The 25,652-nt window shown below is 60.9% G+C and carries 21 protein-coding genes; 10 read left to right on the plus strand and 11 right to left on the minus strand.

What is annotated here, in order from left to right; translation table 11 throughout:
* Positions 1-651: efflux RND transporter permease subunit (locus HMPREF0178_RS22085; RefSeq protein ID WP_009380522.1), on the plus strand; the 651-nt coding region annotated here is incomplete at its 5' end.
* 437 nt (positions 652-1,088) lie between these two features.
* Here the strand turns inward: HMPREF0178_RS22085 and HMPREF0178_RS15010 are convergent.
* From HMPREF0178_RS15010 to HMPREF0178_RS15060, 10 genes are all read right to left on the minus strand, one after another.
* The gene (locus HMPREF0178_RS15010; RefSeq protein ID WP_009380523.1) at positions 1,089-2,501 is read right to left on the minus strand and encodes a glucose/sorbosone family PQQ-dependent dehydrogenase; all 1,413 of its coding nucleotides are present in this window, start codon (positions 2,499-2,501) and stop codon (positions 1,089-1,091) included.
* Between the two features lie 276 nt (positions 2,502-2,777).
* On the minus strand, positions 2,778-3,620 hold the full coding sequence (locus HMPREF0178_RS15020) for a pirin family protein (protein WP_009380524.1): 843 nt from the start codon (positions 3,618-3,620) through the stop codon (positions 2,778-2,780).
* Positions 3,621-4,073: 453 nt separating this feature from the next.
* Positions 4,074-4,997 (minus strand): class II fructose-1,6-bisphosphate aldolase, encoded by a 924-nt coding sequence (gene fba / locus HMPREF0178_RS15025; RefSeq protein ID WP_009380525.1) that lies wholly within the window; start codon positions 4,995-4,997, stop codon positions 4,074-4,076.
* Positions 4,998-5,241: 244 nt separating this feature from the next.
* On the minus strand, positions 5,242-6,051 hold the full coding sequence (locus HMPREF0178_RS15030; protein WP_009380526.1) for a sugar phosphate isomerase/epimerase: 810 nt from the start codon (positions 6,049-6,051) through the stop codon (positions 5,242-5,244).
* A gap of 102 nt (positions 6,052-6,153) precedes the next feature.
* Positions 6,154-7,074, minus strand: coding sequence for an NAD(P)-dependent oxidoreductase (locus HMPREF0178_RS15035; RefSeq protein ID WP_009380527.1), 921 nt, complete (start codon positions 7,072-7,074; stop codon positions 6,154-6,156).
* 230 nt (positions 7,075-7,304) lie between these two features.
* The gene (locus tag HMPREF0178_RS15040) at positions 7,305-8,192 is read right to left on the minus strand and encodes an NAD(P)-dependent oxidoreductase (RefSeq protein WP_009380528.1); all 888 of its coding nucleotides are present in this window, start codon (positions 8,190-8,192) and stop codon (positions 7,305-7,307) included.
* A gap of 115 nt (positions 8,193-8,307) precedes the next feature.
* On the minus strand, positions 8,308-9,246 hold the full coding sequence (locus tag HMPREF0178_RS15045; protein ID WP_005023960.1) for a transketolase family protein: 939 nt from the start codon (positions 9,244-9,246) through the stop codon (positions 8,308-8,310).
* 18 nt (positions 9,247-9,264) lie between these two features.
* Positions 9,265-10,083 (minus strand): transketolase, encoded by an 819-nt coding sequence (locus HMPREF0178_RS15050; RefSeq protein ID WP_009380530.1) that lies wholly within the window; start codon positions 10,081-10,083, stop codon positions 9,265-9,267.
* Positions 10,084-10,101: 18 nt separating this feature from the next.
* On the minus strand, positions 10,102-11,442 hold the full coding sequence (locus HMPREF0178_RS15055; RefSeq protein ID WP_005023955.1) for an ATP-dependent 6-phosphofructokinase: 1,341 nt from the start codon (positions 11,440-11,442) through the stop codon (positions 10,102-10,104).
* A gap of 15 nt (positions 11,443-11,457) precedes the next feature.
* Positions 11,458-12,495, minus strand: a complete 1,038-nt coding sequence (locus HMPREF0178_RS15060) for a LacI family DNA-binding transcriptional regulator (protein WP_005023953.1) — start codon at positions 12,493-12,495, stop codon at positions 11,458-11,460.
* A 636-nt stretch (positions 12,496-13,131) separates the two neighbouring features.
* Here HMPREF0178_RS15060 and HMPREF0178_RS15065 point away from each other — a divergent pair.
* The 9 genes from HMPREF0178_RS15065 to HMPREF0178_RS15105 all read left to right on the plus strand — a co-directional run bounded on the left by HMPREF0178_RS15065 (position 13,132) and on the right by HMPREF0178_RS15105 (position 24,217).
* Positions 13,132-14,151 (plus strand): TRAP transporter substrate-binding protein, encoded by a 1,020-nt coding sequence (locus HMPREF0178_RS15065; protein WP_009380534.1) that lies wholly within the window; start codon positions 13,132-13,134, stop codon positions 14,149-14,151.
* 185 nt (positions 14,152-14,336) lie between these two features.
* Positions 14,337-15,362 (plus strand): TRAP transporter substrate-binding protein, encoded by a 1,026-nt coding sequence (locus HMPREF0178_RS15070; RefSeq protein WP_009380535.1) that lies wholly within the window; start codon positions 14,337-14,339, stop codon positions 15,360-15,362.
* 67 nt (positions 15,363-15,429) lie between these two features.
* Complete coding sequence (locus HMPREF0178_RS15075; RefSeq protein WP_005023948.1) at positions 15,430-15,936, plus strand: TRAP transporter small permease; 507 nt, start codon at positions 15,430-15,432, stop codon at positions 15,934-15,936.
* A complete protein-coding gene (locus tag HMPREF0178_RS15080) occupies positions 15,936-17,222 on the plus strand; it encodes a TRAP transporter large permease (RefSeq protein WP_009380538.1) in 1,287 nt (428 codons plus the stop codon). Before HMPREF0178_RS15075 ends, HMPREF0178_RS15080 begins: the two co-directional genes overlap by 1 nt.
* Before the next feature lie 704 nt (positions 17,223-17,926).
* The gene (locus HMPREF0178_RS15085; protein ID WP_009380540.1) at positions 17,927-18,616 is read left to right on the plus strand and encodes a Crp/Fnr family transcriptional regulator; all 690 of its coding nucleotides are present in this window, start codon (positions 17,927-17,929) and stop codon (positions 18,614-18,616) included.
* A 226-nt stretch (positions 18,617-18,842) separates the two neighbouring features.
* On the plus strand, positions 18,843-20,462 hold the full coding sequence (locus tag HMPREF0178_RS15090) for an FAD-dependent oxidoreductase (protein WP_009380542.1): 1,620 nt from the start codon (positions 18,843-18,845) through the stop codon (positions 20,460-20,462).
* A gap of 2 nt (positions 20,463-20,464) precedes the next feature.
* On the plus strand, positions 20,465-22,174 hold the full coding sequence (locus HMPREF0178_RS15095) for an FAD-binding protein (protein WP_009380544.1): 1,710 nt from the start codon (positions 20,465-20,467) through the stop codon (positions 22,172-22,174).
* 78 nt (positions 22,175-22,252) lie between these two features.
* The gene (locus HMPREF0178_RS15100) at positions 22,253-23,638 is read left to right on the plus strand and encodes an SLC13 family permease (protein WP_009380548.1); all 1,386 of its coding nucleotides are present in this window, start codon (positions 22,253-22,255) and stop codon (positions 23,636-23,638) included.
* A gap of 189 nt (positions 23,639-23,827) precedes the next feature.
* Entirely contained in the window at positions 23,828-24,217 is a 390-nt protein-coding gene (locus HMPREF0178_RS15105) for a YkvA family protein (RefSeq protein ID WP_009380550.1), read from the plus strand.
* A gap of 118 nt (positions 24,218-24,335) precedes the next feature.
* Here HMPREF0178_RS15105 and bioA read toward each other — a convergent pair.
* Positions 24,336-25,652, minus strand: a 1,317-nt coding sequence (bioA, locus tag HMPREF0178_RS15110; RefSeq protein WP_009380552.1) for an adenosylmethionine--8-amino-7-oxononanoate transaminase, incomplete at its 5' end; no start/stop codon positions are given.

Consider the following 25,652-nt stretch of genomic DNA (forward strand, 5'->3'; position numbering starts at 1 on the left):
GCCCCCGGCGTCAGCACGGGCGCCGGCATGGAGGCTATGGAAGAAATCGCCGGGCGGGTACTGCCCCAAGGTTTCGGCTACGAGTGGACGGGGATGAGCTTTCAGGAAGAGAAAAGCCACGGGCAGGCCGCCATTGCCGTCGGTCTGGCGATCCTGCTGGTCTACCTGATCCTCGCCGCGCTGTATGCCAACTGGATATTGCCCCTCGGCGTGCTGCTGGTCATCCCGCTGGCGCTGTTCGGCACCGTGGCCGCCATCATGCTGCGCGGCATGGACAACAATATCTATGTGCAGATCGGGATGCTGCTGCTCATCGCCATGTCCAGCAAAAACGCGCTGATTCTGGTCTTGTACGCGCGCCGCTACGGGGAACAGGGGATGACCCCCATGCAGGCGGCGCACAAGGCCGCGAGCGTCAGGTTCCGGCCCATCCTCATGTCCTCGCTGGCCTATGCCGTGGGCGCCCTGCCCATGCTCTGGGCAACGGGCGCGGGCGCAATCAACCAGCAATATCTGGGTACTGCCGTCTTCGGCGGCATGGTGGCGACGGCGCTGCTCACCGTGCTGTACGCCCCGTTTTTCTATACGGTGTTCATGGGGCTTTCCAGCAAACTGGGCGGCAAACGGACATCCGAACCGAAGCAAGCCTGAAGCTGGGCCTCACCCGAAGGCTCCTCCCGGCCCCCGGCAAGGGTGCTTTGGCAGGGGAAGCGCCCTTGACCTGCGCCGCGTTTCCTTTGACCGCGAGGCCGCCAACGGAACCGCTTGAAGCACGGCGCTGAATGGGCCATCCGGAAAGGATCTTTTTTTCTTGCGAAGCAAAGGGATACGGTTCCCCAACTCTATGGGAGCCAAAGCCCCAAGCCTCCTCTCATAGGAAAAAGAAGAGGGAGCCATGCGAATACTTCTTTGTGAGCCTCCCCTTCTCTTCATCACATTTCCGGATCTTCCACGCGGAAGAGGTTCCCACCATTCCGCTTTTCCTATCAGCCGGATGCCACAGCAAAGGTAAAGAAAACCAAAAGAGGAAAACCTCTCTCCAGAAAGGTTTCCCTCCATCAGGAACTCCGTACGTTCCTTACCGGAAATTATTGCTTGGCGTCGTAGATGAACGCGATGATCGAACCGGGGTTCTTCATGTCGTTGACGGGCTTGCCGTCGTTGCCGAGAGCGTTGCCGCGCACGTCGGTAGCCACGTAAATGGTCTTCCCGTCGGGCGAGACGAGTGCCGAACGGTAGCGATTGGGCGTATGGAAGTACTTGGTCACGTCGCCCTGCGCGGTCTTGCCGTCGGCATTGAGGGGTACACGATACAGCGCGCCGTTCTTGAGGCTGGTCACGAGAAGGGAGTTGCCCCAGCCGGGGATCGGGCCGTTCGCCGGGTAGTAGGCGACGCTCGACGGCGCGATGGTCGGCCAGCACAGGTAGGCCATGTCGCCGCAACGCCCGTCGCGGAAGTTGTACGAATTCGGCACGGTATAGAACGTCTTGATGGGTTCGCGGAAATCCTCGGCCTTCCACTCGGTTTCCTTCTGCTGCGGAACGCTGGCGGGGATATCGGTCGGGAAGTAGCTCTTCGCCAGCTTTTCGCAGTCAGGGGCCGCCGACCAGTTGCCGTATACGTAGCCCTGATCATCCCGGAACCCGGCGACGTGCGGCCAGCCGTAGTTGCCACCCCCCACGAGGAGATTGATCTCATCGTCTGACGAAGGGCCGTGCTCGGCCTCAAAGAGCAGATCACCCACAAACACAAGCCCCTGCGGGTTACGATGGCCGTAGGTGTACACGTGGCTCCTGACGCCGTTGATGACCGGGTTGTCGTCCGGGATGCCGCCGTCGGGATTGAGGCGCAGTACCTTGCCCGCATAGGCGGAATGATCGCCCGCGTCGAGTTCGGCCTTGGTGGGAATACGCTGGGCGTCGATGGGCTTGCAGACGTTCGCGCCCTGATTGTGCCCCTGCTCCCCGATGGAGTAGTAGAGCTTGCCGTCGGGCCCGAAGCGCAGGCGACCGCCGTTGTGGTCATCCCCGGCGGGCATGTTGCTCAGGATTACTTTGGGATCGGCAATCTTCCGGGTCTGCGGATCATAGTGGAACCGGACGATGCGGGCGTGTTCCCTGCCGCCGTCCATATATGTATGCGCGACATAGACGTTGTTCTTGCTGCCGTTTTTGCCGAGATCGGGATCAAGGGCAATGCCGAGCACGCCTTCATGCTGCGGCCCGACCTTCACGTCCGGAATGCTGCCGACGAGCTTTTTCTCGCCTGTTTCGGGATCCACACTGGTGATGCGGCTCCCTTCGCGCTCGGAAACCCAAATATGATTGCCCGGCCCCCAGACCATATCCCACGGAGCGGAAAGGCCTTCGGCAATGACGACCCCTTCAAACGGTTCCGCAGTGGTCACCGCCTTTTCCTTTTGCGGCGTTGCGGCCCAAGAAGCCGGAGCGCTCAGAAGCAGCAGCGTCATCGCGCCTGCCATGACTCGGGAATGGTGCATTCTGTACCTCCTGATGTTTCTCTGTGTATCGGAACGCGAGGCTCTCCGCCGCGCGGTTTCCGGCATTGTCAAAAGCGGGAAGCCCTGCGGATTCCCGTTCGGCAAAGGCGGGGGAAAAACGCCTCCCCCAAAAACGGGCTCCTTTCAGGCTGGGTTTGCCTTTCAAGGCTGAAGCGCCCCATCCCGCGGGAACGCGTGAGGAGGGCTTTGGGCGAGGCGCGGGCAGCTGCGGGAACGGACGCCCGTACCTTTCAACGGCGGAACAGCCGCAGAATGTTACCCATGACGGATGAACGTCCCCTCTTCCAGTTCCATAAACGCGTTGCGCAGCTCTTCATCGGTATTCATGACGATGGGGCCTCCCCATGCTACGGGCTCGCGGAGGGGCTTGCCGGAAACGATGACCATACGGGCGCCTTCGGGACCGGCATGGAGGTGGATCTTGTCCCCATCCGAGAAGAGGACGGCACGCCGGGCGGGCTGGATCACACCTTCCGGCTCATAGGCGCACGAACCTTCCATAAGATACGAGAACACGGTATTGCCGGGGATAGTCTCCATCTCCCACGTGCCGCCGGGCCCCATCTCTACATCAAGGAATTGCACGTCCACGTATTCGCCTTGTGTCGCGCCGCCGATATTGCCGTATTTTCCGGTGACGACGCGGATCGTCACGCCCTTCTCCTCAATGACGGGGATATCGTCGGGGGTGATGTCGCGGTATTTGGGATGGACCATTTTTTTGTCGCGCGGCAGGTTGATCCAGAGCTGGAGCCCGAGCATCCGGGGGGATGCCTTGGGCATTTCCTGATGCAGGATGCCCCCGCCCGCCGTCATCCACTGGCAGCAGCCGTCTTTAATCTGCCCGCTGTTGCCAAGGCTGTCCTTGTGGTCGATTTCGCCTTTCACCAGATATGTAAACGTCTCAATCCCGCGATGCGGGTGCAGCGGAAAGCCGCGCACGTAATCCGCAGGATTCAGCGAGTCGAACGCATCCAACATGAGGAACGGGTCAAAGTCCCGGATCGTCCCTGAGCCGAGCACGCGGACCAGATGTACCCCGGCCCCGTCTATCGCCTGACGGCCCGTCACGATCTTTTTGACTATGCGGTATGACATGACTGTCTCCTTTTTTCCCCATACTATCCTTCACACGGTATGGTGCGTCAATAAAATAAACATTATTTTTAGTACGATAGAGTTATAAAGAGACTCCACCCGCTACGGAACGAACCGATTTTACACCCAAAAACACGCATTGCCCGGTAACGGCATACCGATCCCGTACGCAGCAAAAGAGCGTTCCCACTTTGAAAAAGTGAAAACGCTCCTTCACATTGCGGAACAAAAAAACACGCTTTCAGGCCAGCCTAAAAACCCAGTATCCGGACAAAAACTTCCAGCCCATGATGTGGGGGAATGTGGCGGAAGCACCGTCTCCCCGATGCCCTTCTTTCTGCGGGAAGCGGCGGTCCGGAAGCATGAACCGGAGGCAAAAAGAAAGGGCGTCCCCGAGGGCTCGCAAACGCGGGGACGCCCTGCCCAGCGTCCGGGGGGTCGGACGCCGAACGTTTATGCCTGCCCGGACGAACCGAGCACGGCGCGGATCTTATGCCGGACCATCTCGCGCACGGCTTCGCGGCCCGCGGTCAGATAGGAGCGAGGATCGAAGGTTTCGGGGCGCTCCGTAAGCAGGGTCCGGATGGCGGCGGTGACGGCCAACCGCAGATCCGTATCAATATTGATCTTGCAAATGGCGGAAGCGGCGGCGCGGCGAAGCAGGTCTTCGGGCACGCCGGAGGCTCCCGCGACATTCCCGCCGTGCGCGTTGACGGCAGCCACGGCCTCCTGCGGCACACTCGACGCGCCGTGCAGCACCAGCGGCACGCCCGGCAGACGGGCGGCGATAGCGTCAAGGCGCTCGAAATCAAGCCGCGCCTCCCCCGAAAACTTGCAGGGGCCGTGACTCGTCCCGATGGCAATGGCAAGCGAATCGCATCCGGTACGGGCTACAAATGTTTCTGCCTCTTCGGGATCGGTATAAACGGATTCGCGGGACGAAACGGTTTCCTCGACCCCGGCGAGCCGTCCGAGTTCGGCTTCGACCCAGACACCCCTGTCATGGGCGTACTCCACGACGCGGCGGGTGACGGCCACATTCTCCTCAAAAGGCAGGTGTGAGCCGTCGATCATGACCGAAGTGAACCCGTCGTCGATGCAGGCCTTGCAGATGTCGAAACCGGACCCGTGATCCAGATGCAGCACAAAAGGCACATCGGTTTCTTCCGAAGCGGCTTCGGCCATTTTGCGGAGATAACCCCGCCCGGCGTACTGGCGCGCCCCGTTGGAGACTTGCAGGATCACGGGGGAACGCTCGTCCCCGGCGGCCTGCAAAATCCCCTGCACGGTTTCCATATTGTTGATGTTGAACGCGCCCACGGCGAAACCGCCCGCAAGGGCTTTCGCAAACATGTCCCGAGGTCCGGTAAGAGGCATCTGACCTATCCTTTGTTCAAAAGGTTCCGTATCGTTTCAAAAAACATGCGCCGTTCCGCATCAAACGGGCTCAGGCCCCGCCCAGAGGTACCGTAATCCCGCAAGGGCAATAGGCCATACTGCAAAACCGTGGCCCGGCGGGTACGTTTCCCTCAACGACGTTGCGCTCAAAAAAACGCTCAGGAAAGAGGCCGCATGTTTCTGAAACGCCGCGATGCGTTACAGCCAAAACTGGCAACAGCCGTTACAGAAAAGCCTGACGGACATACTCGGCATCGCGCCTGAGCGCATACAGGGCATCCGAGCCGAAAACCGGCTCCGTATAACGGTTTTCGAGGAACAGCGGCCCATCGTACCCTTCCCGCTTCAGCGCCGCGAGCAACTCACCCGCGCGGCATGACCCCTCACCGAGGGGCCTGACTCCGGGTTCGCCGTACATGCCGTCCTTGAGATGCACGCCGCAACACACGGCGAGGTGTTCCGGCAAGGCCTCAAACACGTCTTCCCGCCTACGCAGGACAAAATGAGACAGGTCGAGGCAGGAACAGAGATTATCGTAGGCGACGATATTCAAAAGGGATTTCATCGTCGTAACATCAAGAAGATTTTCCGTGGCTACAGCAATGCCCCGGTGTTTCGCCAGCGCACAGGCCAGCCGCAAACAGCGGGCCGTCTCACGCAGATCGTCCTTGTTACGGATAGCCGACGCCTTGAAGCTCGGCAGCACAATCCGGGGAATGCCCATGTCGGCGGCACAGTCCACGGCGGCGGCAATGGCCTTTTCCGCCGTATTGCGCCGTTCGCTTCCGGGCTCGGCGGTCATGCCGTGCTTCAGGACAGCCAGCACAACTACAGCGTCAAGCCGGATGCCGTATAGCTCAGCCTCTTCTTTCCATTGCCGCTGTATGCCCGGCGACGACAGCGGAAAATATTCCTCCGCAGAACCCAAATCGAGCTGGATCGCATCGATCCCCGTTTCCTTCAGCTTCTTGCAGCATGACGGAGATTGCAGCAGGGGATGCACCCAATTACAGACACCAAGCAATACGGCCATACACATTCCTTTCAAAAGTCTTGGGAAGGAAAGAGGTTGAAGCCGGGGAAAGCCTCTTCTTCAAAAGGCCTTCCCCGCCCCGACGGTCGACCATTCCAATCGCTAATCTCTTCCCATGACCACGCGGATATAATCCTTTACGGAGTCCTCGATGGACCATTCGGGCGCGTAACCCAGCTCCTTCCGGATAGCGGAATCGTCGAACGAGCACGCATACGGCGAGGTGTTCGCGCTGTGTTCCGCATAGGTGACTTTGGCTTCCGGACAGAGGCGGTTGGTCAGTTCCGCGACTTCCCGAAGCGTGTGGACGCTGCCGCAGACGGTATAGAAGCGCTGTGCGGGCTTTTCGGCGTTCCAGACCAGCAGCATGGCCTTGATCGTGTCATGGATGTAGATCCAGTCGCCCCGCTCGTCCGGGTTGTCGACGTGCACCTCGCCGCCTCTGGCGATGGAATCCACAAGCCCCGTCGTATATTGCGTGGTCAGGCCGTTGGTACGGTTGGGGCCCCAGACCCATGTGGGACGGATGCCCCGGCTGTCGATGCCGTGGTTGTCGGCGTACCAGCGCAGCAGGTGCTCCCCGGCCAGCTTGGTCTGCCCGTAGATGGTGGCGGGATCCTTGGGCGCGTCTTCCGGCACGGGTTCGACGGAGGTCGGGCTGTACAGGGAGATGGAGCTCATGAAGAAGAACCGCTTCACCCCGCAGGCCACCGCCGCATCAAGCAGCACCTGCGTGGAGCGGAAGTTCACCTGAAACGCCAGCGGCGGATTCTGTTCGCACACGCCCGCCATAAGCGCGCCGAGATGGAAGATCCCCTCGATACCGTTGGTCGCCACCGCCCGGTACAGATCGAGATCCGAAGCGCTGTCGCCCTGCACGTAGGTGATCGAATCCATGATGTCCTGCAACAGATGAGGAACCGGAACACGGTCGAAAACGACGACTTCGTCGCCCTGCCGCAGCAGAGCGCGGACAAGATGGGAACCGATGAAGCCCGCGCCGCCCGTTACGAGAATACGCATGAAACCTCCCCGGGGATGCCCCCACGGCTAAAAGAAGCGAGTGTGCTAACACCTGAATGGTTTTTGCTTTATACCCTATGCAAATGACATGTGCTTTTGGGGAAGAACCATTCGGAAGCCACTACTCTCAATACGTCCGGGCACAGCCGCCTGAAACGCGCCGTTTACCCGGAAAACACGGATAAACCCCGTTTCGCGGCGTACCCACCCGGCGGAACCGACTGCCGGCACTATGCCTTCCAGTTTTTCGCCACGGCCTTCCATGACACGGCGTGGTCCTTCGCGCCGTAGCCCTGAACCGAAACCATCCGGTGCACATAGTCCACCGCCGCGCCCAGAATGAGCGGCGCGCCGTATTCTCTGGCCATGTCGAGGCACAACTTGTTGTCCTTAATGAGCATGTCCACCGTGAACGTGGGCCCGTCGTAACGCCCCTCGGCGATGCGGGTACCGATTTCCTTATAGGCGTTGCTGAGCACGCGGGCGTTGGCGGCGACCGCCACGTCGATGAGCGTTTTCTGGGACAGACCCATGTGTTCGGCGAGCGCCATGGTCTCGGCGGCGCAGGCGTCGATCGCGCCGAGCATCATGTTATTGAGCAGTTTCAGCTTGTTGCCGTGCCCGAGCGGCCCGATGTGGAACAGTTTTTCTTCCGATCCGCTGAGTACGAGGAGCACATCCTTGATCTTGGCGAGGGCCTCATCCGAGCCGCCGAGCGCAAAAGCCCAGCTTCCCACCCCGGACGGGCTGCCCATGACCGGTGCGTCCACAAAATCAATGCCTTTGGGGGCCAGCGCCTCGCCCATGCGAATGTTCACGCCCGGATCGACCGTGCTCATGTTGACGACCACGGTGCCCTCGGGGGCCCCGGATGCGATCCCGCCCTCGCCGAGCACGACCTTTTCCGTGTCGGCGGGGCCGGGGACGAACATCAGGATGACCCCGGCCTTGCCCGCCAGTTCCGCCGGGGAACCGCACATGCTCACCCCGGCCTCGGAAGCGCGCTTGACGGCAGGCGGATACGGATCGTACCCGGCCACGGGAACCCCGCTTTCCATCAATTTTTTCGCGCAATTGCTTCCCATAACCCCCAGTCCTACAATGCCTACGGTATCCATATCCAATCCTTGCTTGAGTCCGAAAAAAGGTATGACTTCAGCCCCCCTGGCCGAGCGGGCAGGGAAACGGTGAAACCAGTGAAGCGGGATGGTTCCGGCGGAACGCCGGGGGCGGCTACTTTCTGGCGATGGCCTTGCGGGCCGCCTTGGCGATGTCCGCGGCGGTGATGCCGAACACGCCCATCAGATAGGGCGCCTTGCCCACCTGACCGAAATGATCCTTGACGCCGACACGTTCCAGCGGCGTGGGCCGCTGTTCCGCCAGCACTTCCGCAACGGCGCTGCCAAGCCCGCCGATGACGTTGTGGTTTTCCGCCGTAACCAGCGCGCCGGTTTCGGAGGCGGCCTTGATGACGGCGTCGGCGTCGATGGGCTTGATGGTGTGGATGTTGAGCACGCGGGCGGATACGCCTTCCTGAGCCAGCGTTTCGGCGGCCTGCAACGCGTTGGCGACGCAGACGCCGGACGCGATCAGGGTCACGTCGGAACCGTCGCGCAGGAGATCGGCCTTGCCGAGATCAAACTCGTAGCCATCGTCAAAGACGTTTTCGGCCTGACGGCGGAACAGCCGGATATATACCGGGCCTTCGTGCTCGACGATGGCGGGCAGGGCCTTGCGGAGCTGCACCGAGTCCGTGGGCTCGAACACGGTCATGCCCGGCAGGGTGCGCATGATGCCCATGTCTTCAAGCGCCATGTGCGTACCGCCGTTGAGTTCCGCGCCGACGCCCGGATCGGAGCCCACGATTTTGACGTTCAGCCCGGCGTAGCAAACCGAGATGGCGATCTGGTCGAAGCAGCGGCGGGAGGCGAACGTGGCGAAAGAATGCACGAAGGGGATCTTGCCGCAGGCGGACAGCCCGGCGGCCACGCCGACCATATTGGCCTCGGCGATGCCCACGTTGAAGGAGCGGTCGGGATAGGCCGCCTTGAACGGCTTCATGCCGTGCGCGCCGGTCAGATCCGCCTCAACGTCCACGATGCGGGGATCCTCCTTGGCAAGCGCGATCATCGTATCGCAATAGACCTTACGCATTTCCTGAGATTCAAGCATGACGGCATTCCTCGTTCCTTATTGGAGTTCCTGCAAAGCGGCGGCAACGTCTTCGGGCGACAGGGGCATGTTGTGCGAACTGAGCTTGCCTTCCGCGACCGAAAGCCCTTTGCCCTTGACCGTGGCCATGATGATGGCGGTGGGGCGCTTCTTGATGGTGCGGGCATGGTTCAGCGCGGCTTCGAGATCCGAGAAGTTGTGCCCGTCGATGCACAGAGTCGCCCAGCCGAATGCTTCCCAACGCTTGTCGAGCGGACGCACGGCGTTGATCGCGTCGGTGTAGTCGTCGATCTGCATCCCGTTGTCGTCCACCAGCACGACAAGGTTGTCGAGCTCCTGGCTCCCGGCATACATGGCCGCTTCCCAGATCTGCCCTTCCTGCTGCTCGCCGTCGCCGACGATGCAGTAGACGCGGTAGTCCTTGCGCTCCATGCGCGCCGCCAGCGCCATGCCCACCGCCGCCGAAAGCCCCTGCCCAAGCGAACCCGCGGTCATGTCGATGCCCGTGGTCAGCTTCATGTCGCAATGGCTCGGCAGCCTGGTGCCGGGCTGGTTCAGGGTGAGGAGGGTTTCCTTATCAAAGTAGCCCTTCATGGCCAGCAGGGTATACAGCGCGGGTCCGGCATGGCCCTTGGAGAGCACGATTCGGTCACGGTCGGGCCAGCCCGGCTCTTCGGGGCGTACGCGCATTTCTTCGTAATAAAGGTAGACCAGCGCTTCGATGAGGGACAGGGAACCGCCCACATGCCCGACACCGATCTGGCCGATCATTTTGGTGAGCAACTGCCTCGCTTCCTTGCTCAGCTCGGTGAGCTGCCGCAATTTCCGCTCGTTCATGGTTCAGCCTCGACTTCCTTACAGATGTTGTTCCGGTTCGGGGGACGTGCCCATCACGTCCCCCTGCCCCGTCGTTTCCAGAACCGACTGCCACAGATCGGAACGCACGCTCATGGTGCGGCGCTTGCGCGTTACCAGCTCCAGCGGCAGATGGACGAACTTGTCCATGATGTTGGCTACGACCATGCCCGTCTTCCCGCTCATGGCCGCGTGCACGGCATGTTGGCCCAAAAAGCCGCAGTACAGCCTGTCGTTGGCGTTGGCGGGGACGGAACGGATCATGTAGCTCGGATCGATATATTTGAGATAGTAAGGTATCTTTTTGGCTGAAAAGTATTCGGCGATCTTCGCGCGCAGGAACCCGGTGATGTCGCCGAGCGCCTTGTTGCCCGAGGCGTCGCAGCGGGTTTCGTGCTCAGAAAGCAGATCCTGCCCCGCCCCCTCCGCCACGGCGAGCACGGCGTGGGAATGCGCGGCAAGGCACTTTTCCAGAGCCGGGAACAGGCCCCGCTCGCCGTAGAGGCTGAAAGGGACCTCGGGGACGAGCACGAAATTGACCTCGCGCATGGAGAGGGAGGCGTTGGCGGCGATGAAGCCCGATTCGCGCCCCATCAGCTTGACTATGCCGATGCCGTTGAAGACGCTGGCGGCCTCGATATGGGCGCAGCGGATGGCGTCGGCGGCCTTGTCCACCGCCGTTTCGAAGCCGAAGGAATGGGGGATGAAATTGATGTCGTTGTCGATGGTTTTCGGAATCCCGACAATGGAGATGTGCTTGCCGCGCCGGGCGACTTCCTGCTGGATGGACGCCGCAGCCTTCATCGTCCCGTCGCCGCCGATGATGAACAGCGCACTGATGTTCAGGCGCTCAAGGGCGGTGGCGATTTCGGATGAAGACTGCGGCCCTCTGGACGTCCCGAGGATCGTCCCCCCGAACTCGTGGATGCCTTCCACATCGCGCGGGGCCAGCTCGCGCACGTCGTAGCGGTAGGACGGGATAAACCCCTGCAGGCCGTAGCGGATGCCAAGGACCGAAGGGACGCGATAGGCGTTGTACGCCGTCATTACGATGGCCCTGATGACGTCGTTGATGCCCGGGCACAGCCCGCCGCAGGTCACGATGGCGCATTTCGTCTTGCTCGGATCGAAGTAGATCCGGTCGCGGGGGCCCGCCAGCTCAAAGGACATGGGGCGCGGCGCAGCGCCTTCGTCCACCAGCTCCTCGTCCACGGTGAAGACCACGCGCCTCTCGCCCGCCGTCGCCAGATTGCGCGACAACGGAGAATCGATTTCCGGCGTTCCGAGACTCTGAATGCGTATCTCTTGGGCCGCGGAGGGCGTAGCTTCACAAGTATTCATGCGGATTCCTTCCTTTTATTTTTCTTTGACCCTGCCGCAGGTCCTGCGCACGATAAGCTCCGTGTCGAGCAGGTACTGCACCTTCAGCGGGGTTTGCGATTCAATGGCCGAGATCATGATGTTCGCCGCCATCTGGCCCATTTCGTAGCAGGGCGTCTTGATGCTCGTCAGCGGCGGGTTGAAGTAGGCGGCGATGTCGATGTCGTCGAAGCCGCAGACCGAAATGTCCTCCGGGACGCTCAGCCCCGCCTCGGTGATGGCGCGTATGGCCCCAATGGCCAGATAGTCGTTCACGCACAGCACCGCCGTCGGGGGGTCCTGCAATTTCAAAAACGCCCGCATGGATTCCTTGCCGAGCAGATAGGACGGCGGCTGCGAGCGGATAAGTTCCGGATCGAAGGGGATGCCGTTGTCGGCGAGCACCTTCTTGTAGCCTTCCATGCGGTCAATGGTGCGGCGCGCGCAGGTCATGGGGCCGACCAGAAAACCGATGCGCTTATGGCCGAGATCAATGAGGTATTTGACGCTCGTATAGATGGATCGCGCGTTGTCGATGCCGATATAGTTCACGCTTTCGTCCGGCACTTCCCACAGGATGATGCAGGGGATGCCCGCCGCCTCCAGCGTCTTCATGTACTCCACATTGCTCATGTCCAGCCCGACGAGAATGAGCCCGCCGATGCGTTGCTCGTGGAAGCGCCGCATGGCGAGGCGCTCCTCCTCCGGCGAAAACTGCGACAAGGCCACCTTGCACGAGTAGTTCCGCTCCGAGCACGTTTTCTGGATCGCCATCAGGTTCACGCCGAACGCCGCGTAGGTCGGCGAAGGCAGGAGGATGCCGATGGTGTCCGAGCGCCTTTTGGAGAGGGAACCCGCCGTCGCGTTGTAGACGTAATTGAGCGCTTCCGCGGCGGCCCTGACCTTGCTGACCGTTTCCGCGGGCGTTTTGTCCGGCTCGCGGAGGGCGCGGGATACGGTCGAAAGCGAGACGTTCGCTTTGACGGCAACGTCTTTTATGGTCGCCCGAGTGTTGTTGAAACCGTTTTCATTCATTTTATTGTTTCTTTTCAATGTATTATCCATTTATTTTGTACTTCAATGAGTACGTTTTCAATCTAGCCGCCCATAAAACCGCTGTCAAGCCTCTTTGCAACGTTTTTTTGCTTTCACCCCCTTCAGCTCCGGCAAAGGCCGGGTTTTGTACCTCACTCCACTCCATTTACTGGGAAAGAGCGTGCCGAAAAAGAAAAAATATATTGTATTTACATATGTTATATGGACACATGCATTTCTGGCATCTCCCACAGCGGCAGACCCCGTGAGGGCGGAAACCTCTTCACAGTGCTGTGGGGAGTGCTTGAAAGGGCAAAAAATATCTTTTTTAATAGACTGTATTCTATAAAAAATATGTCTTTTACGGTTTTGAGGACACAAAAAAAGACATCCCATCTCTTGACAAGATATTTTTTTGACGCATAGAATGAAAACGTATTCATTCTAATATAAACTATAACATACAATATATTGAATATTCATATTTTTTTATAAAAGAACGGATTCAAAAATCGCTCACAGGCATCATAGTTATAAGGAAATCCACCCTTTAGGCCTCATGTCTGCGACCCCGGAGCCACACGGCACCCCGGAAGGCCGCAGGCCTAACCAGATAACCCCAAGGAGAAGGGCGTTATGCAACTGTCCAACACATGGAAGGCGACGGTAGGATTGATGATCGGGGCGATCCTGTGCCTGCCCGCGCAAGCGGCGGCCGAAAAGAAAATCATCATGCGCTACAGCCACAGTTCGGCGGCCATGGTGGAGGAGCCTCATCACACGGCGGCTCTGGACTTCAAGAAATACGTTGAAGAGAAAACCAAGGGCAGAGTGGAAGTACAGATCTACCCCGCCAGCCAGCTCGGCGGCGAGGAACGCGCCTTTCAGGACGTGCAGCAGGGCGTCATCCAGATAGCATCCCTGGCTTCCAACAACGCCGCCGTGTTCGCCCCCTCCCTCTATGTCATCGATCTTCCCTACCTGTTCAGGACCAATCAGGAAGGCTGGACCATCCTCGACAAGTACTGGGACGAACTCAACGCCAAAACCATCAAGGAAAGCGGCAACCGCATCATCGGCTGGCTCGACCTCGGCTACCGCCACGTCTGCAACAGCAAGCGCCCCATCCGTACCATCGAAGACCTCAAGGGCCTCAAAATCCGCGTGCCCAACAACCCGGTCATGATCAACACGTTCCGGGCCTGGGGCTGTGAACCGACCCCCCTCGCGTGGGACGAAACCTTCAACGCCCTTCAGCAGAAGGTCGTCGACGGCCAAGAAAACTCGTACGTGGTTTTTGCGTCCAACAAGTTTGAAGAAGTGCAGAAGTACATGACCGAGCTGCGCTACAAGCTCCAAATCATCGTCATGGTCGTCAACGACACATGGCTCAAGAAGCAGCCCGCCGACATCCAGCAGGCCATCCTCGAAGGCGGACGCCTCGCCACCAAGCACAACCGCGAAATGATCATGGCTATGGAAGCCCGCCTGAAGCCCGCCATGAAGAAGGCCGGCGTCGAAATCCTCGACAAGCCCGAAGACGAAAACGTTTGGGAAGAAAAGGCGATGGCTCTCTGGCCTGATCTCTACCCCAAAATCGGCAATCTCGACCTCCTCGACAAGATGATGGCGGACATGCATCGCAAGCGCCCGTAAACGCAAGAGCATGAAAACGTTTTTTACTATTGATTAAGGTCGATTATCTCTATTTCTACGTTCTTTTGAGGCGACATGCAAGTGAAAAAGTACGCTCTTTCATGAATGTGCAGCGCGCATTCTTAGAAAAAAGCGCGACTATGGCAATGGATTTCAGACTGTTCACCCATAATGAGGAGGTCTTCATGAACATCCGGCAAAGCTTCAACCGGGCCCTTTTAGGGGCGGTTTGCGGAGCGCTGCTTCTGGTTTCCCCTGCCAGTGCGGCCGAGAAAAAAATCGTCATGCGCTACAGCCACAGCTCCAGCGCGATGGTCAAGGAACCGCATCACGCGGCGGCCCTCGACTTCAAGAACTATGTGGAAAAGGCCACCAACGGGAAGGTAGACGTTCAGATTTACCCCGGCAGCCAACTTGGCGGCGAGGAGCGGAGTTTTCAGGACATCCAGCAGGGGGTCATTCAGATCGCGTCCCTCGCGGTCAACAACGTGACGGTGTTCAGCCCCTCAATGGGCGTGTTCGACCTGCCGTACATGTTCACCAACTATGAAGATTGCTACAAGCTCATCGACCAGAACTGGGACGAGATCAACAAGCGCATGATCGCCGAGAGCGGCAACATGGCCGTGGGCTGGCTCGTGCAGGGCTTCCGCGTGCTGAGCAACAGCAAGCACCCCATCCGTACGGTTGAAGACCTCAAGGGCCTCAAGATCCGCGTGCCCAACAACCCGATCATGATCGCCACCTTCCGTGCGTGGGGCGGCGAACCCGCGCCCATGGCGTGGGACGAAACGTTCAACGCCCTCCAGCAGAAGGTCGTCGACGGGCAGGAAAACCCCTATCCCGTGTTTGCTTCCAACAAGTTCGAGGAAGTGCAGAAGTACATCACCGAAATCCACTACAAGGTGTGGATCGGCCCCATCGTGGTGAACGCCGCGTGGCTCAAGAAGCAGCCTGAGGACGTCCAGAAGGCCATCCTCGAAGGCGGACGTCTCGCCACCGAAAACAACCGCAAGATGATTGCCGAAATGGAAACCGACCTCGTCAAGGTGCTCAAGGATAAGGGTGTCGAAATCCTCGACAAGCCGGAAGACGAGTCCGTCTGGCAGGAAAAGGCCATGAACGTATGGCCGCAGTTCTACGACAAGATCGGCGATATTTCCCTGCTTGACACCATGATGAAGTCCCTCGGACGTACGCGTCCGCAATAACGCCTGCCGAGCCCGGAGGTGGCTTCCTCCTCCGGGCCGCTAAACCTCAACGGGTGAGGAGAGAGTCATGCGCGAGCAGCTGGCGTCCATTTGGAAGAACCTTGAAGAGTACATTTGCTGTGCGCTTCTCGGCGTCATCATGACGCTTTTGATGATGCAGGTGTGCTACAGATACTTCGGCGGCAAGTCCATCGCATGGTCTGAAGAGGTCAGCCGTTTCCTGTTCCTGTACCTTGTCTATTTCGCGGCAAGCCTCGCCGCCTCAAAGAATCTGCATATCCGCGTGACCGCGCAGCTCAAGCTCCTGCCGAAGCTCGGCCAGATGCTTCTGCTCCTTACGACGGACATCATCTGGCTGATCTTCTGCATTATCGTGGTGAACGTCGGGACGGACTTCATCATCAGCATGAGCGACCGCCCGATGGTTTCCGGGGCGCTGATGCTTGATATGCGCTATGTCTACGCGGCGGTGCCCATCGCCTTTACCTTGCAGGCCGTCCGCCTCGTCGAGCGCTGGTGGCGCATCTTCACCAAGCGCGATCCCTTAGTCGTTCCCAGCGAGGAGGTATTCTGATGTCGCTTGAAGTCCTCATCTGGATTGCGCTGGCTGTCCTGCTCGTCATGGGCACGCCCATCTTCGTCTCCCTCGGCATGGCGTCCATCACCGTGCTGCTTCTGAGCGACATCCCGCTTTCGCTCGTCATGATTGACCTTATCAAGGTCTCGGACATGTTCCCCCTGCTGGCGGTGGTGGGCTTCGTCTTCGCCGGGGCGCTCATGGAACGCGGCGGCATGGCGGCCCAGATCGTTGAGGTCGCCTCCATGCTCGTCGGGCACATACGCGGCGGGCTCGGCATCGTGACCATCCTCGGCTGCATGTTCTTCGCCTCCATGATCGGCTCCGGCCCCGGCACCGTGGCCGCCATGGGCAGCATCATGATCCCCTCCATGATCAAGCGCGGCTACTCGCCCGAATACGCCGCCGGCGTTTCGGCTACCGGCGGCACGCTCGGCATCCTCATCCCGCCGAGCAACCCCATGCTGGTCTACGGCATCATCGCCAACGTCTCGATTTCCGCGCTGTTCACCGCCGGTTTCGTACCCGGCGCGCTGGTCGGCACCTGCCTCATGTTCACGGCCTATACCATCGCCCGCCGCCACGGCTACAAGGGCACGATGCATTCCTACACGATGGCCGAATTCGGGCGGGCGCTCCTGAAGAACATCTGGTCCCTCATGGCTCCCGTGGTCATCCTCGGCGGCATCTACGCGGGCATATGCACGCCCGTGGAAGCCTCGGTCGTCGCGGTGTGGTACGCCCTTTTCGTCGGCTTCTTCATCACCAAGAAGCTTTCCCTGAAGGAAGTGTTCAACGCCATGAAGCTGGCGAACATCTCCACCGGGACCATCCTCATCGTCGTGGGCGTGTCCACCATTTTCGGGCGGTTCCTGACCATGTACCAGATCCCGCAGCAGCTCGCCGCCCAGATGATGCTGTACACCACCAATCCCATCCTGATCCTGCTGCTCATCGCGGCACTGCTGTTCTTCCTCGGCATGTTCATGGAAACGCTGGCCACCATCGTCGTGCTCGCGCCGGTCTTCCTACCCATCATCAAGTCCGTGGGCATCGACCCCGTGTTCTTCGGCGTCTTTTGGGTGATAACCAACGAGATCGCCCTGCTGACCCCGCCGCTCGGCGTCAACCTGTTCATCGCCATGAACCTGTCCAACCTCCCGCTGGAGCGGGTCGCCAAGGGAGCCTGTCCGTATATTTTCCTGCTTATTCTCGTGGTGTTCTTCCTCATCTTCTTCCCCGACGTCGTGACGTTCCTCCCGAAGGCGCTCGGCATGTATTGATGGTGCGCCGCCCCGGACCCTCTCGGAACCCCGGCAGAGGCGCTGCCTCTGCACTCCGCAAGGGAGCAGCGCTCCCTTGACCCGGCACAAGCGTTTCCTCCCGCGGCAACACCGCAGGAGGAAGCGCTCAGGGCATAAAGGAATCTCCCTTTACTGGAATTCCGGAAACGCAGGGCTCAAAAAAATCTCCTCTCCACCAACCTGGGGGCTTCCTCCTCCCCCACTCCCCCAAACGGCGGCTATTCCCCCCAATGGATAGCCGCCGCTCCGTTTCCCATACAAAAAGCCGCTTCTCTGGGAAACGGCCCTTACTGGCGGCAATGTTAGGGAAAGGAAAATGCGCGGGGTTTTGCACGTCACGGTTTCATCGCGAACATATTGACGGTGTTATTGCAGAGGGAGGTTATCGCCTCGTCGGACAGACATTTCGGATAAACAAATTTAGATGGTTATCACATAGTACATGGACAGATTCCGGTATACGAATTGAACTACATTGTATATTAAGCGATTACCTTGGCGGCGTTGCCGCCAGGGTAATCGCGCCGCCGGGTCAAGGGGCGGCTCGCCCCTTGCGGGGTCCCGAGGGGCAGAGCCCCTCGGCAGGGTCCGGGGCGGAGCCCCGTGAGATCGCTTGCCTCGCCAACCCGCACGGGCTATCAGGGAGCGTCACTCGACAAAAGGCTGTGACGACAGGAGGCTCCATGAAACCACTCAAGCTGGATGCCGATTCCTCCCGCACCGGGAAACTTGAGGACATGAACGCACCGTGGAGCCGCCTGCTCCATCTGGCGACGCGGTACACCTACCCGAAACGCTACCCCCTCGTACTGGCGGGCGACGCCATGTTCGACTTCTACTACCTCGCCAAGGGGCGCCTCCGAATCATGCACGGCACGGAGAGCGGACGCGAGCGGGCGATGGTCTATATCGGCAGCGGGAATGTATTCAATGAGGCCACGGCGCTGGCAGGGTTCGACGATCCCGACTGCCGCTTCTACTGTATGGAAGACGTGGAACTGTACCGCTTCCCCGGCACGCTGCTCCATGATCCGCGTTTCGTCGCCGAATACCCGGAACTCATCATCAACCTGATGGTATCCATGAGCACCAAGGTGCTCGTGATGCACGCCAACCTTTCCGAAACCGGCGGCGGAACGGCGGTGAAACAGGTCAGCCTCTTTTTGTGCGGGCTTTCACGTCTGCACGGCGACAAGCTCGACTTCAACCCCCAGATGACCCAGGAAGAACTGGCGGTTTTCCTTGGGATACACAGGGCTACGCTTGTGAGGGCCCTGCGGGTCCTGCGCGGGTGCGGCGCCCTCCTCCAGCTGACCAAGAACCGCCTCCGGATCGGAGACCTCGCCCTCCTGCAAAAAATAGCCGGGGAATAACCCGGAACCTCTACAGAAAAAACCATACAATCCATACTGTTTCATCCTGTCTCCTCTTTTTTCCACTTTTTTTCACAAATGGCGCATCTGCGCCATTTTCTTGAGAGCGGCTGTGTGAAGGTTCGCACAATGGGAAGTGAGCCGGAGGGCGGATGCGCGCCCGCCCATCCCCTCACCCTTCACATAGCCGTCCCCCGCGACGCGGGGAACGCCAAGGAGACAGGACGTGATCAACGTTATCGATCAAGACAAATGCATCGGATGCGGGACCTGCTTCAAGTCGTGCAGCCTCGACGTGTTCCGCCTCGACACCGACCAGAGCAAGGTTTCGCCCTGCATGGCGGCGTGCCCTGCGGGGACCGACATTCGCGGCTACAATGCCCTCGTGCAGCAAGGCAAGCTTGAAGAAGCCGCCCAAAAACTCCGTCAGGCAAACCCATTCCCCGGCATCACGGGGCGCATCTGCTTCCATCCCTGCGAAAAGGAATGCGCGCGCAATGCCGTGGACGGCGCGGTAAACATCAACGCCGTCGAGCAGTTCCTCGGCGATCTCGATTTGCCCGAAGAACAGCCCGCCGTCCGGCATACCGCCAAGATCGCCGTGGTGGGTTCCGGCCCCGCCGGGCTTTCCTGCGCCTGTTTTATGGCCCGCATGGGATACCCCGTCACCGTTTTCGAGGCCGCGCCGCGCCCCGGCGGCATGCTCCGCTACGGCATCCCTGCCTACCGCCTGCCCGACGCCGTGGTCGAGGCGCATGTGGCCCGGCTTGAAGCCCTCGGCGTCAGCTTCCGCTGCAACACCCGCATCGGCAAGGGAGGCGACCTGACCCTCGGCGATTTGCGCCGGCGTGGCTACAAGGCGTTCCTTCTTGCCCCCGGAACCAGCCTCAGCCGCAGGATCGCCATTGAAGGCGCGGAACTGCCCGGCGTGCTGTGGGGCGTGGAGTTCCTGCGCGCCGTGCGCGGCGATCACGCTCCTACGTTTTCGGGCCATGTCGTGGTCGTGGGCGGCGGCGACGTTGCCGTCGACGCGGCCATTTCCGCCAAACGCCTCGGAGCATCGTCCGTGAGCATGGTTTCCCTTGAGTCCGAAGCCGAACTGCCCGCCTATCCACACAACATCGCCGACGCCCGCGAAGAAGGCATTGATTTCCAGTGCGGCTGGGGCCCAGTGCGCGTCGAAGGCACGGACGCCGTTTCCGGCCTCACCGTCAAAGCCTGCCTTTCCGTCAAGGACGCTTCCGGCGCGTTCCGCCCGTCTTTTGATGAAACGCAGACCTGCACCATCCCCGCCGATGCCGTGATCTTCGCCATAGGGCAGGCCGCCGATCTCGATCCCTTTGCGGAGGACGTGGCCATCACGCCCCGCCGCACCATCGAAACCGCCGCCGTCACCTTTGAAACCTCCCGCCCCGACGTATTCGCGGCGGGCGACGCGTCCAGCGGCCCGGCCTCGGCCATCCAAGCCATCGCCGGAGGCCGCGAGGCGGCTTACTCGATGGACCGTTACCTGCGCGGAGGCCAGATCCTCGCCAACCGCTCCGCCGTCCGCGAAACCGTGGACAAGGACAGGCTCCCCGGAGAAGGGGTGCTCCTCTCCCCGCGCAACGAACGTGCCGTGACAGACGCCCCCGGCTTTGAAGAACGGCGGCAGGGGCTGGATCTCCATGCCGTGCTGGCGGAAGGCATGCGCTGCATGACCTGCGGGGCCAAGGCCCGCATCGCCTACAACGACGACTGCATGACCTGCTTCACCTGCGAGCTCCGCTGCCCGGCGGAAGCCATCAACGTGCATCCTTTCAAGGAACCGCTCCCGCGTACCCTTGAAATCCATTGCGAGGACTAGCCATGAGCGCGAAACCTTTTGTTTTCGATACGGACGTGCTGATCATCGGCGGCGGCTTTTCGGGTTCGTGGGCCGCATTGACGGCCCGGCAACATGTGGAGAACGTGCTCATCGTCGACAAGGGCCCCCGCGACTGGGGCGGCCTCGGCGGGATGTCCGGCGGCGACATGATCGTCAAGCAGCCGGAGTTCGCCGCCAAGGATCTGGTCGAAGAGCTGGTCTATTACTATGACGGGCTGTGCGAGCAGGATGTGCTTGAGGAAATCCTCAACCAGTCCTACGAGCGCTTCAAGGATTACGAGAAGATGGGCCACGAGTTCGCCCGCGACGATTCCGGCAGGCTCATGAGCATCCCCCAGCGTGGGCTCGAACTCATGCGCTATTACTTCTACCACCCCTACGGCAAGGGCGGCGCGCACACCACGCAGATCCTCAATGCCGAGCTCCAGCGCCTCAACGTCCAGCGCCTCGGGCGCATCGAGATCACCGATCTCGTCAAGGACGGCGACGCCGTTTCCGGGGCCGTGGGCTTCCACGCCCAGAGCGGCGCGCCCTGCCTGTTCCGGGCCAAGGCCGTCATCCTCGCCGCCCACAACGGCGGCTGGAAGGGCTCGTACCTGCTGAACACCTGTGCGGGCGAGGGCGCGGCGTTGGCCTACGGCGCGGGCGCTTCCCTGCGCAACATGGAGTTCATCGAGAACTGGAACGTGCCCAAGCTGTTCGCGTGGGAAGGCCAGACCGGGATGCTCCCCTACGGCGCGCGCTTCCTCAACGGCGAAGGCGAGGATTTCATGCGCCGCTATTCCCCGAAGCTCGGAGCCAAGGCCGACCCGCACTACAACGTGCGCGGCATGGCCTTTGAAGTCCGGGCCGGACGCGGACCGATTTATTTCGACACCAGCACCATGAGCCCCGAGGGGATCGAGATCATGACTCCCACCGGCGGCTGGATGAAGCTCAACGACACCAAACTGAAAGAACTCGGCATCGACTTCTTCAAGAGCAAAACCGAATGGATGCCGCAGGTTCTCACCTCATTCGGCGGCACCGTGGCCGACAAGGACGGCTGGAGCGGCATTCCGGGCCTGTTCGTGGCCGGACGCGCCCGCAGCGTCACCCCCGGCGTCTACATGGGCGGCTGGGACACCTGCAAGACCACCACGACCGGCTACATCGCGGGGAACAGCGCAGGTGAATACGTTTCCGGGCTCGCTTCTGCGCCGCGGTTCGACGACGCCCACGCTTCCGGCACTCTCGACGCCACCCTGTCCCTGCTCGGCAAGCCCGGCGTCTACCCCAAGGACGTGGTCCGGCTCATGCAGGAACTCATGGCCCCGATGGACGTGTGCATCCTCAAGAGCGGCAAGGGCCTGACCCGTTCGCTGGAACGCCTTGAAGACGCCAAGCAAAATATCCTGCCGTATATGACCGCCCCCGAGCCGCACTATCTGGTCAAGCTCGTGGAAGCGCGCTCCATGGCGCTGATCACCGAAATGTACCTGAAGGCGTCGCTCATGCGCAAGGAATCGCGCAGCGGGCATTACCGCGAGGACTTCCCCGGACGCCACGGCGATCCGGCGTGGATCGTCATCCGCAGCGGGCACGACGGCATGGATCTGCGTGCCGACCCCGTTCCGCTGGATCGTTATCCGGTGAAGCCGCACCGCTACTATATGGACAACTTCGCCTTCCCCAAAACATCGGCCATCTAAGACAGCGTCCGCCGCGCCGGAATCCCGCATCCCGGCGCGGCTCCCCGACCTCTGAACCCGCCTCCCGCAGGAGTCCCCATGAACCGTGCCCTGACCTTAAAATGGTTCGCCGTGCTCGGCCTTGCCAGCCTGTTCTACCTGCTGGCTCCCCGTGACGTTTCGCCTCAGATGCCCCTCTATCTCGGGATGACCTCCGCAGCGGTCATCATCTGGACCTTCGATCTCTTGCCCGCCGTGGCAGTCGCCGCCGCGCTGACCTTCCTCTACCTGCTGACCAACATGGCCCCACCCGAAGTCGTGCTTGGGCCGTGGACCACCGTGCTCATCTGGACCACCTTCGGCGCGGCCATCTTCGGCGAAGCTATGGAAAAGACCGGGCTCGCCAAGCGCGTGGCCCTGCGCTGTATGCTCCTCACGGGCGGCACGTTCACCGGGATGCTCATCGGGTTCGCCATCGGCGGCATCATCCTCGGCCTGCTGCTGGCCTCCGGGTTCGCCCGCACGGTCATCTTCTGCGCCATCGCCGTGGGCATCATCAGGGCGCTGGACATCGATCCCAAGTCCCGCCTGTCCTCCATCATCGTCATCGCCTGTTTCTTCGCGGCGGCGGCCCCGACCATGCAGTTCCTGCACACCTCGGAGTCCTTCATCTGGTCGTTCCAGGTGCTCATGAAGGCCATCGGCGGCAATGTGGACTGGTGGGAATACCTGAACCACGCCTGCTTCATCAACACCATCTATGTCGCGCTGTCCTTCCTGACCATCTATTTCATGCGCGGCAAGGTGCAGCTTCCCGAAGGCAGAAAGCTCAAGCTCATCCTTGAAGAGCGCCTCGCCGAAATGGGCCCCATGACGGTTTCCGAAAAGCGCCTCCTCGTCCTCGCCATCCTCGGCATCCTCGGCTTCATGGTCGAGCCGTGGACCGGAGTGAACGCCGTGTATGTGCTTTGCCTCGTGGCCCTGTTCTGCTACATGCCCGGCATGAAGATCATGGAGCCCTCCTCCTTCAACAACCTGAACATCGTGTTCCTCGTCTTCGTGGCGGGCTGCATGGCCATCGGGTTTGTGGCGGGCGAAGTCGGAGCCAACAAGTGGGCCGTCTCGTCCATCATCCCGTTCCTCAAAGAACTGCCCCCCACGCTCGGCGTGCTCTGCTCCTACCTCGCGGGCGTGGTCACCAACCTGCTCCTGACCCCCTTCGCGGCGACCGTGGCCTTCACCCCGGCGTTCGGCGAACTCGGCGTCCAGATGGGCGTCAACCCGCTGCCCCTGTTCTACGCCTTCGAGTACGGGCTCGATCAGTACTTCTTCCCCTATGAAGGCGTCATGTTCCTCTACATCTTCACCACCGGATGCGTGACCCTCAAGCACGTCATTCCCACGATGATCGCCCGCTGCATCGTCGCCGGGGCGTTCATCGCCGTCATCGCCATCCCCTACTGGACGTTCATCGGCATCATGTAACCCCGGCGTGGCCCGCTCCCGCGCCTCTCCTCCCACTCCCGGATGCCCCCGCATCCCCCACAAAAAAGGCGTTGCCCTACCCCGGCCTGATGGCTGGATACGGCAACGTCTTTTTGTGATTGCCCCGTCTTCTTGACACGCAGCCCAGCCGTGCCCACATTCAGAGAAAACACGGGACGGGAGGCCGCCATGAGCGACAAGGACTTCATCGATATGAAAGAGGAAAACGGCCAGTGGTCGGCCTACGTTTCCGAATTCTCCCCCGAAAAGCTTTGGGAAAAAATCAAAGGGCACGCGAAGAAAGTCGGCTGTGAGGGCATACGCAGCGCCCTGCGCCTGTTCTACGCGCTGGACAATCCGTCCATGCCGCTCAAGACGAAAATGGTGATCTACGGCGCGCTCGGCTACTTCATCTCGCCCATCGACGTGATCCCCGATTTCATCCCGGTCGTGGGCTTCACCGACGATATCGGCGTGCTCGCGGCAGCGGTGGTCATGGCCGCTTCCTATATAGACGCCGAGGCCAAGGCCAAAGCCGACGCCAAGCTTGCCGGCTGGTTCGGGGAAGGCTCCTGCTGAAAAGAGCCATACCACCCCTTTAAGCTTCTCCGGGAACTACGGAGAGGCTCTCCGCCACGCTTTGGCGCGGACGTACCGCGAGGTACGCCCGCACCTCTGTTCTAGGGGCAGAACAGTATCAGGAATAGGCCCCGCGCACGGCGTCCACAATGGCGTCCGTCAAACGCCGCAGATCTTCGGGCTCGATACAATACGGCGGCATGAGATAAATGTTCCGGTTGAACGGACGCACCCACACGCCGCGCTCAACGAAGAAATCCTGCAAGACGGCCATGTTCACGGGCTTGTCCACTTCCACGACGCCGATTGCGCCGAGTGTCCGCACGTCGCGGACGCCCCGGAATTCCCGGCACGGCGAAAGCCCTTCCTCAAGGCCCCGGCGGATGCCTTCCACGCGTTCGGCCCACGGCGAGGCGTTCAGAAGATCGAGGCTGGCGCATCCCACGGCACAGGCCAGCGGGTTGCCCATGAAGGTGGGGCCGTGCATGAACACGCCGCCGCCCTGCTCCGGCCCGGCCTCTTCAATGCCCCGCGCTACGGCTTCGCTGGCAACGGTCGCCGCCAGCGTCATGGTGCCGCCGGTGAGCGCCTTGCCGAGACAAAGGATATCCGGCTTGAGGCCCGCCCATTCCGAGGCGAACATCTTGCCGGTACGCCCAAATCCTGTGGCGATTTCATCAACGATCAGCAAGAGTTCGTGCTCGTCGCACAGCTTCCGCAGCCCGCGCAGGTAGTCGGGGTGATAGAACCACATCCCGCCCGCGCCCTGCACGATGGGTTCGAGGATGACCGCCGCCAGCCCGTCCGCGTGGCGCTCGATGGCGTCGCGCATGGGCCGGAGGCTGTCGGGATCGAACGGGCTGTCGAAACGGCAGCTTGGACGCTCGACGAACAGGTGTTTCGGCAGGATGCCGGTAAACAGGGTGTGCATGCCGTTTACGGGATCGCAGACGGACATGGCCCCCTGCGTGTCGCCGTGGTAGCCGCCCTTGGGGGTGAGGAAGCGGGTTTTGCCCGGCCTGCCCTTCGAGGCCCAGTACTGAACCGCCATCTTGAGCGCGACTTCAACCGAAACCGAACCCGAATCGGCATAAAAAATATGCTTCAGGTTGCCGGGCAGCAGCGGCAGGAGCCGTTTCCCCAGTTCCACGGCGGGTTCGTGGGTCAGGCCGCCGAACATGACGTGGGCCATTTTCGCGGACTGCCGCCGCACGGCGTCCATGAGGACGGGATGTCCGTAGCCGTGGATGGCGCACCACCACGAGGACATGCCGTCCACCAGTTCCCTCCCGTCGCGCAGCCTGATGCGCACGCCCGACGTGCCCACCGCCTCCCGCACCGGGAGCGGGTTCAGCGCCGACGTGTACGGGTGCCACAGGTGTTCCCGGTCGAAGGCGAGGAGCGAAGAAGGTAAAAGAGGAGATGAAGGGATGTG

Origin of the sequence: Bilophila sp. 4_1_30 (assembly GCF_000224655.1) — a bacterium.
Taxonomy (GTDB): Bacteria; Desulfobacterota; Desulfovibrionia; order Desulfovibrionales; family Desulfovibrionaceae; genus Bilophila; species Bilophila wadsworthia.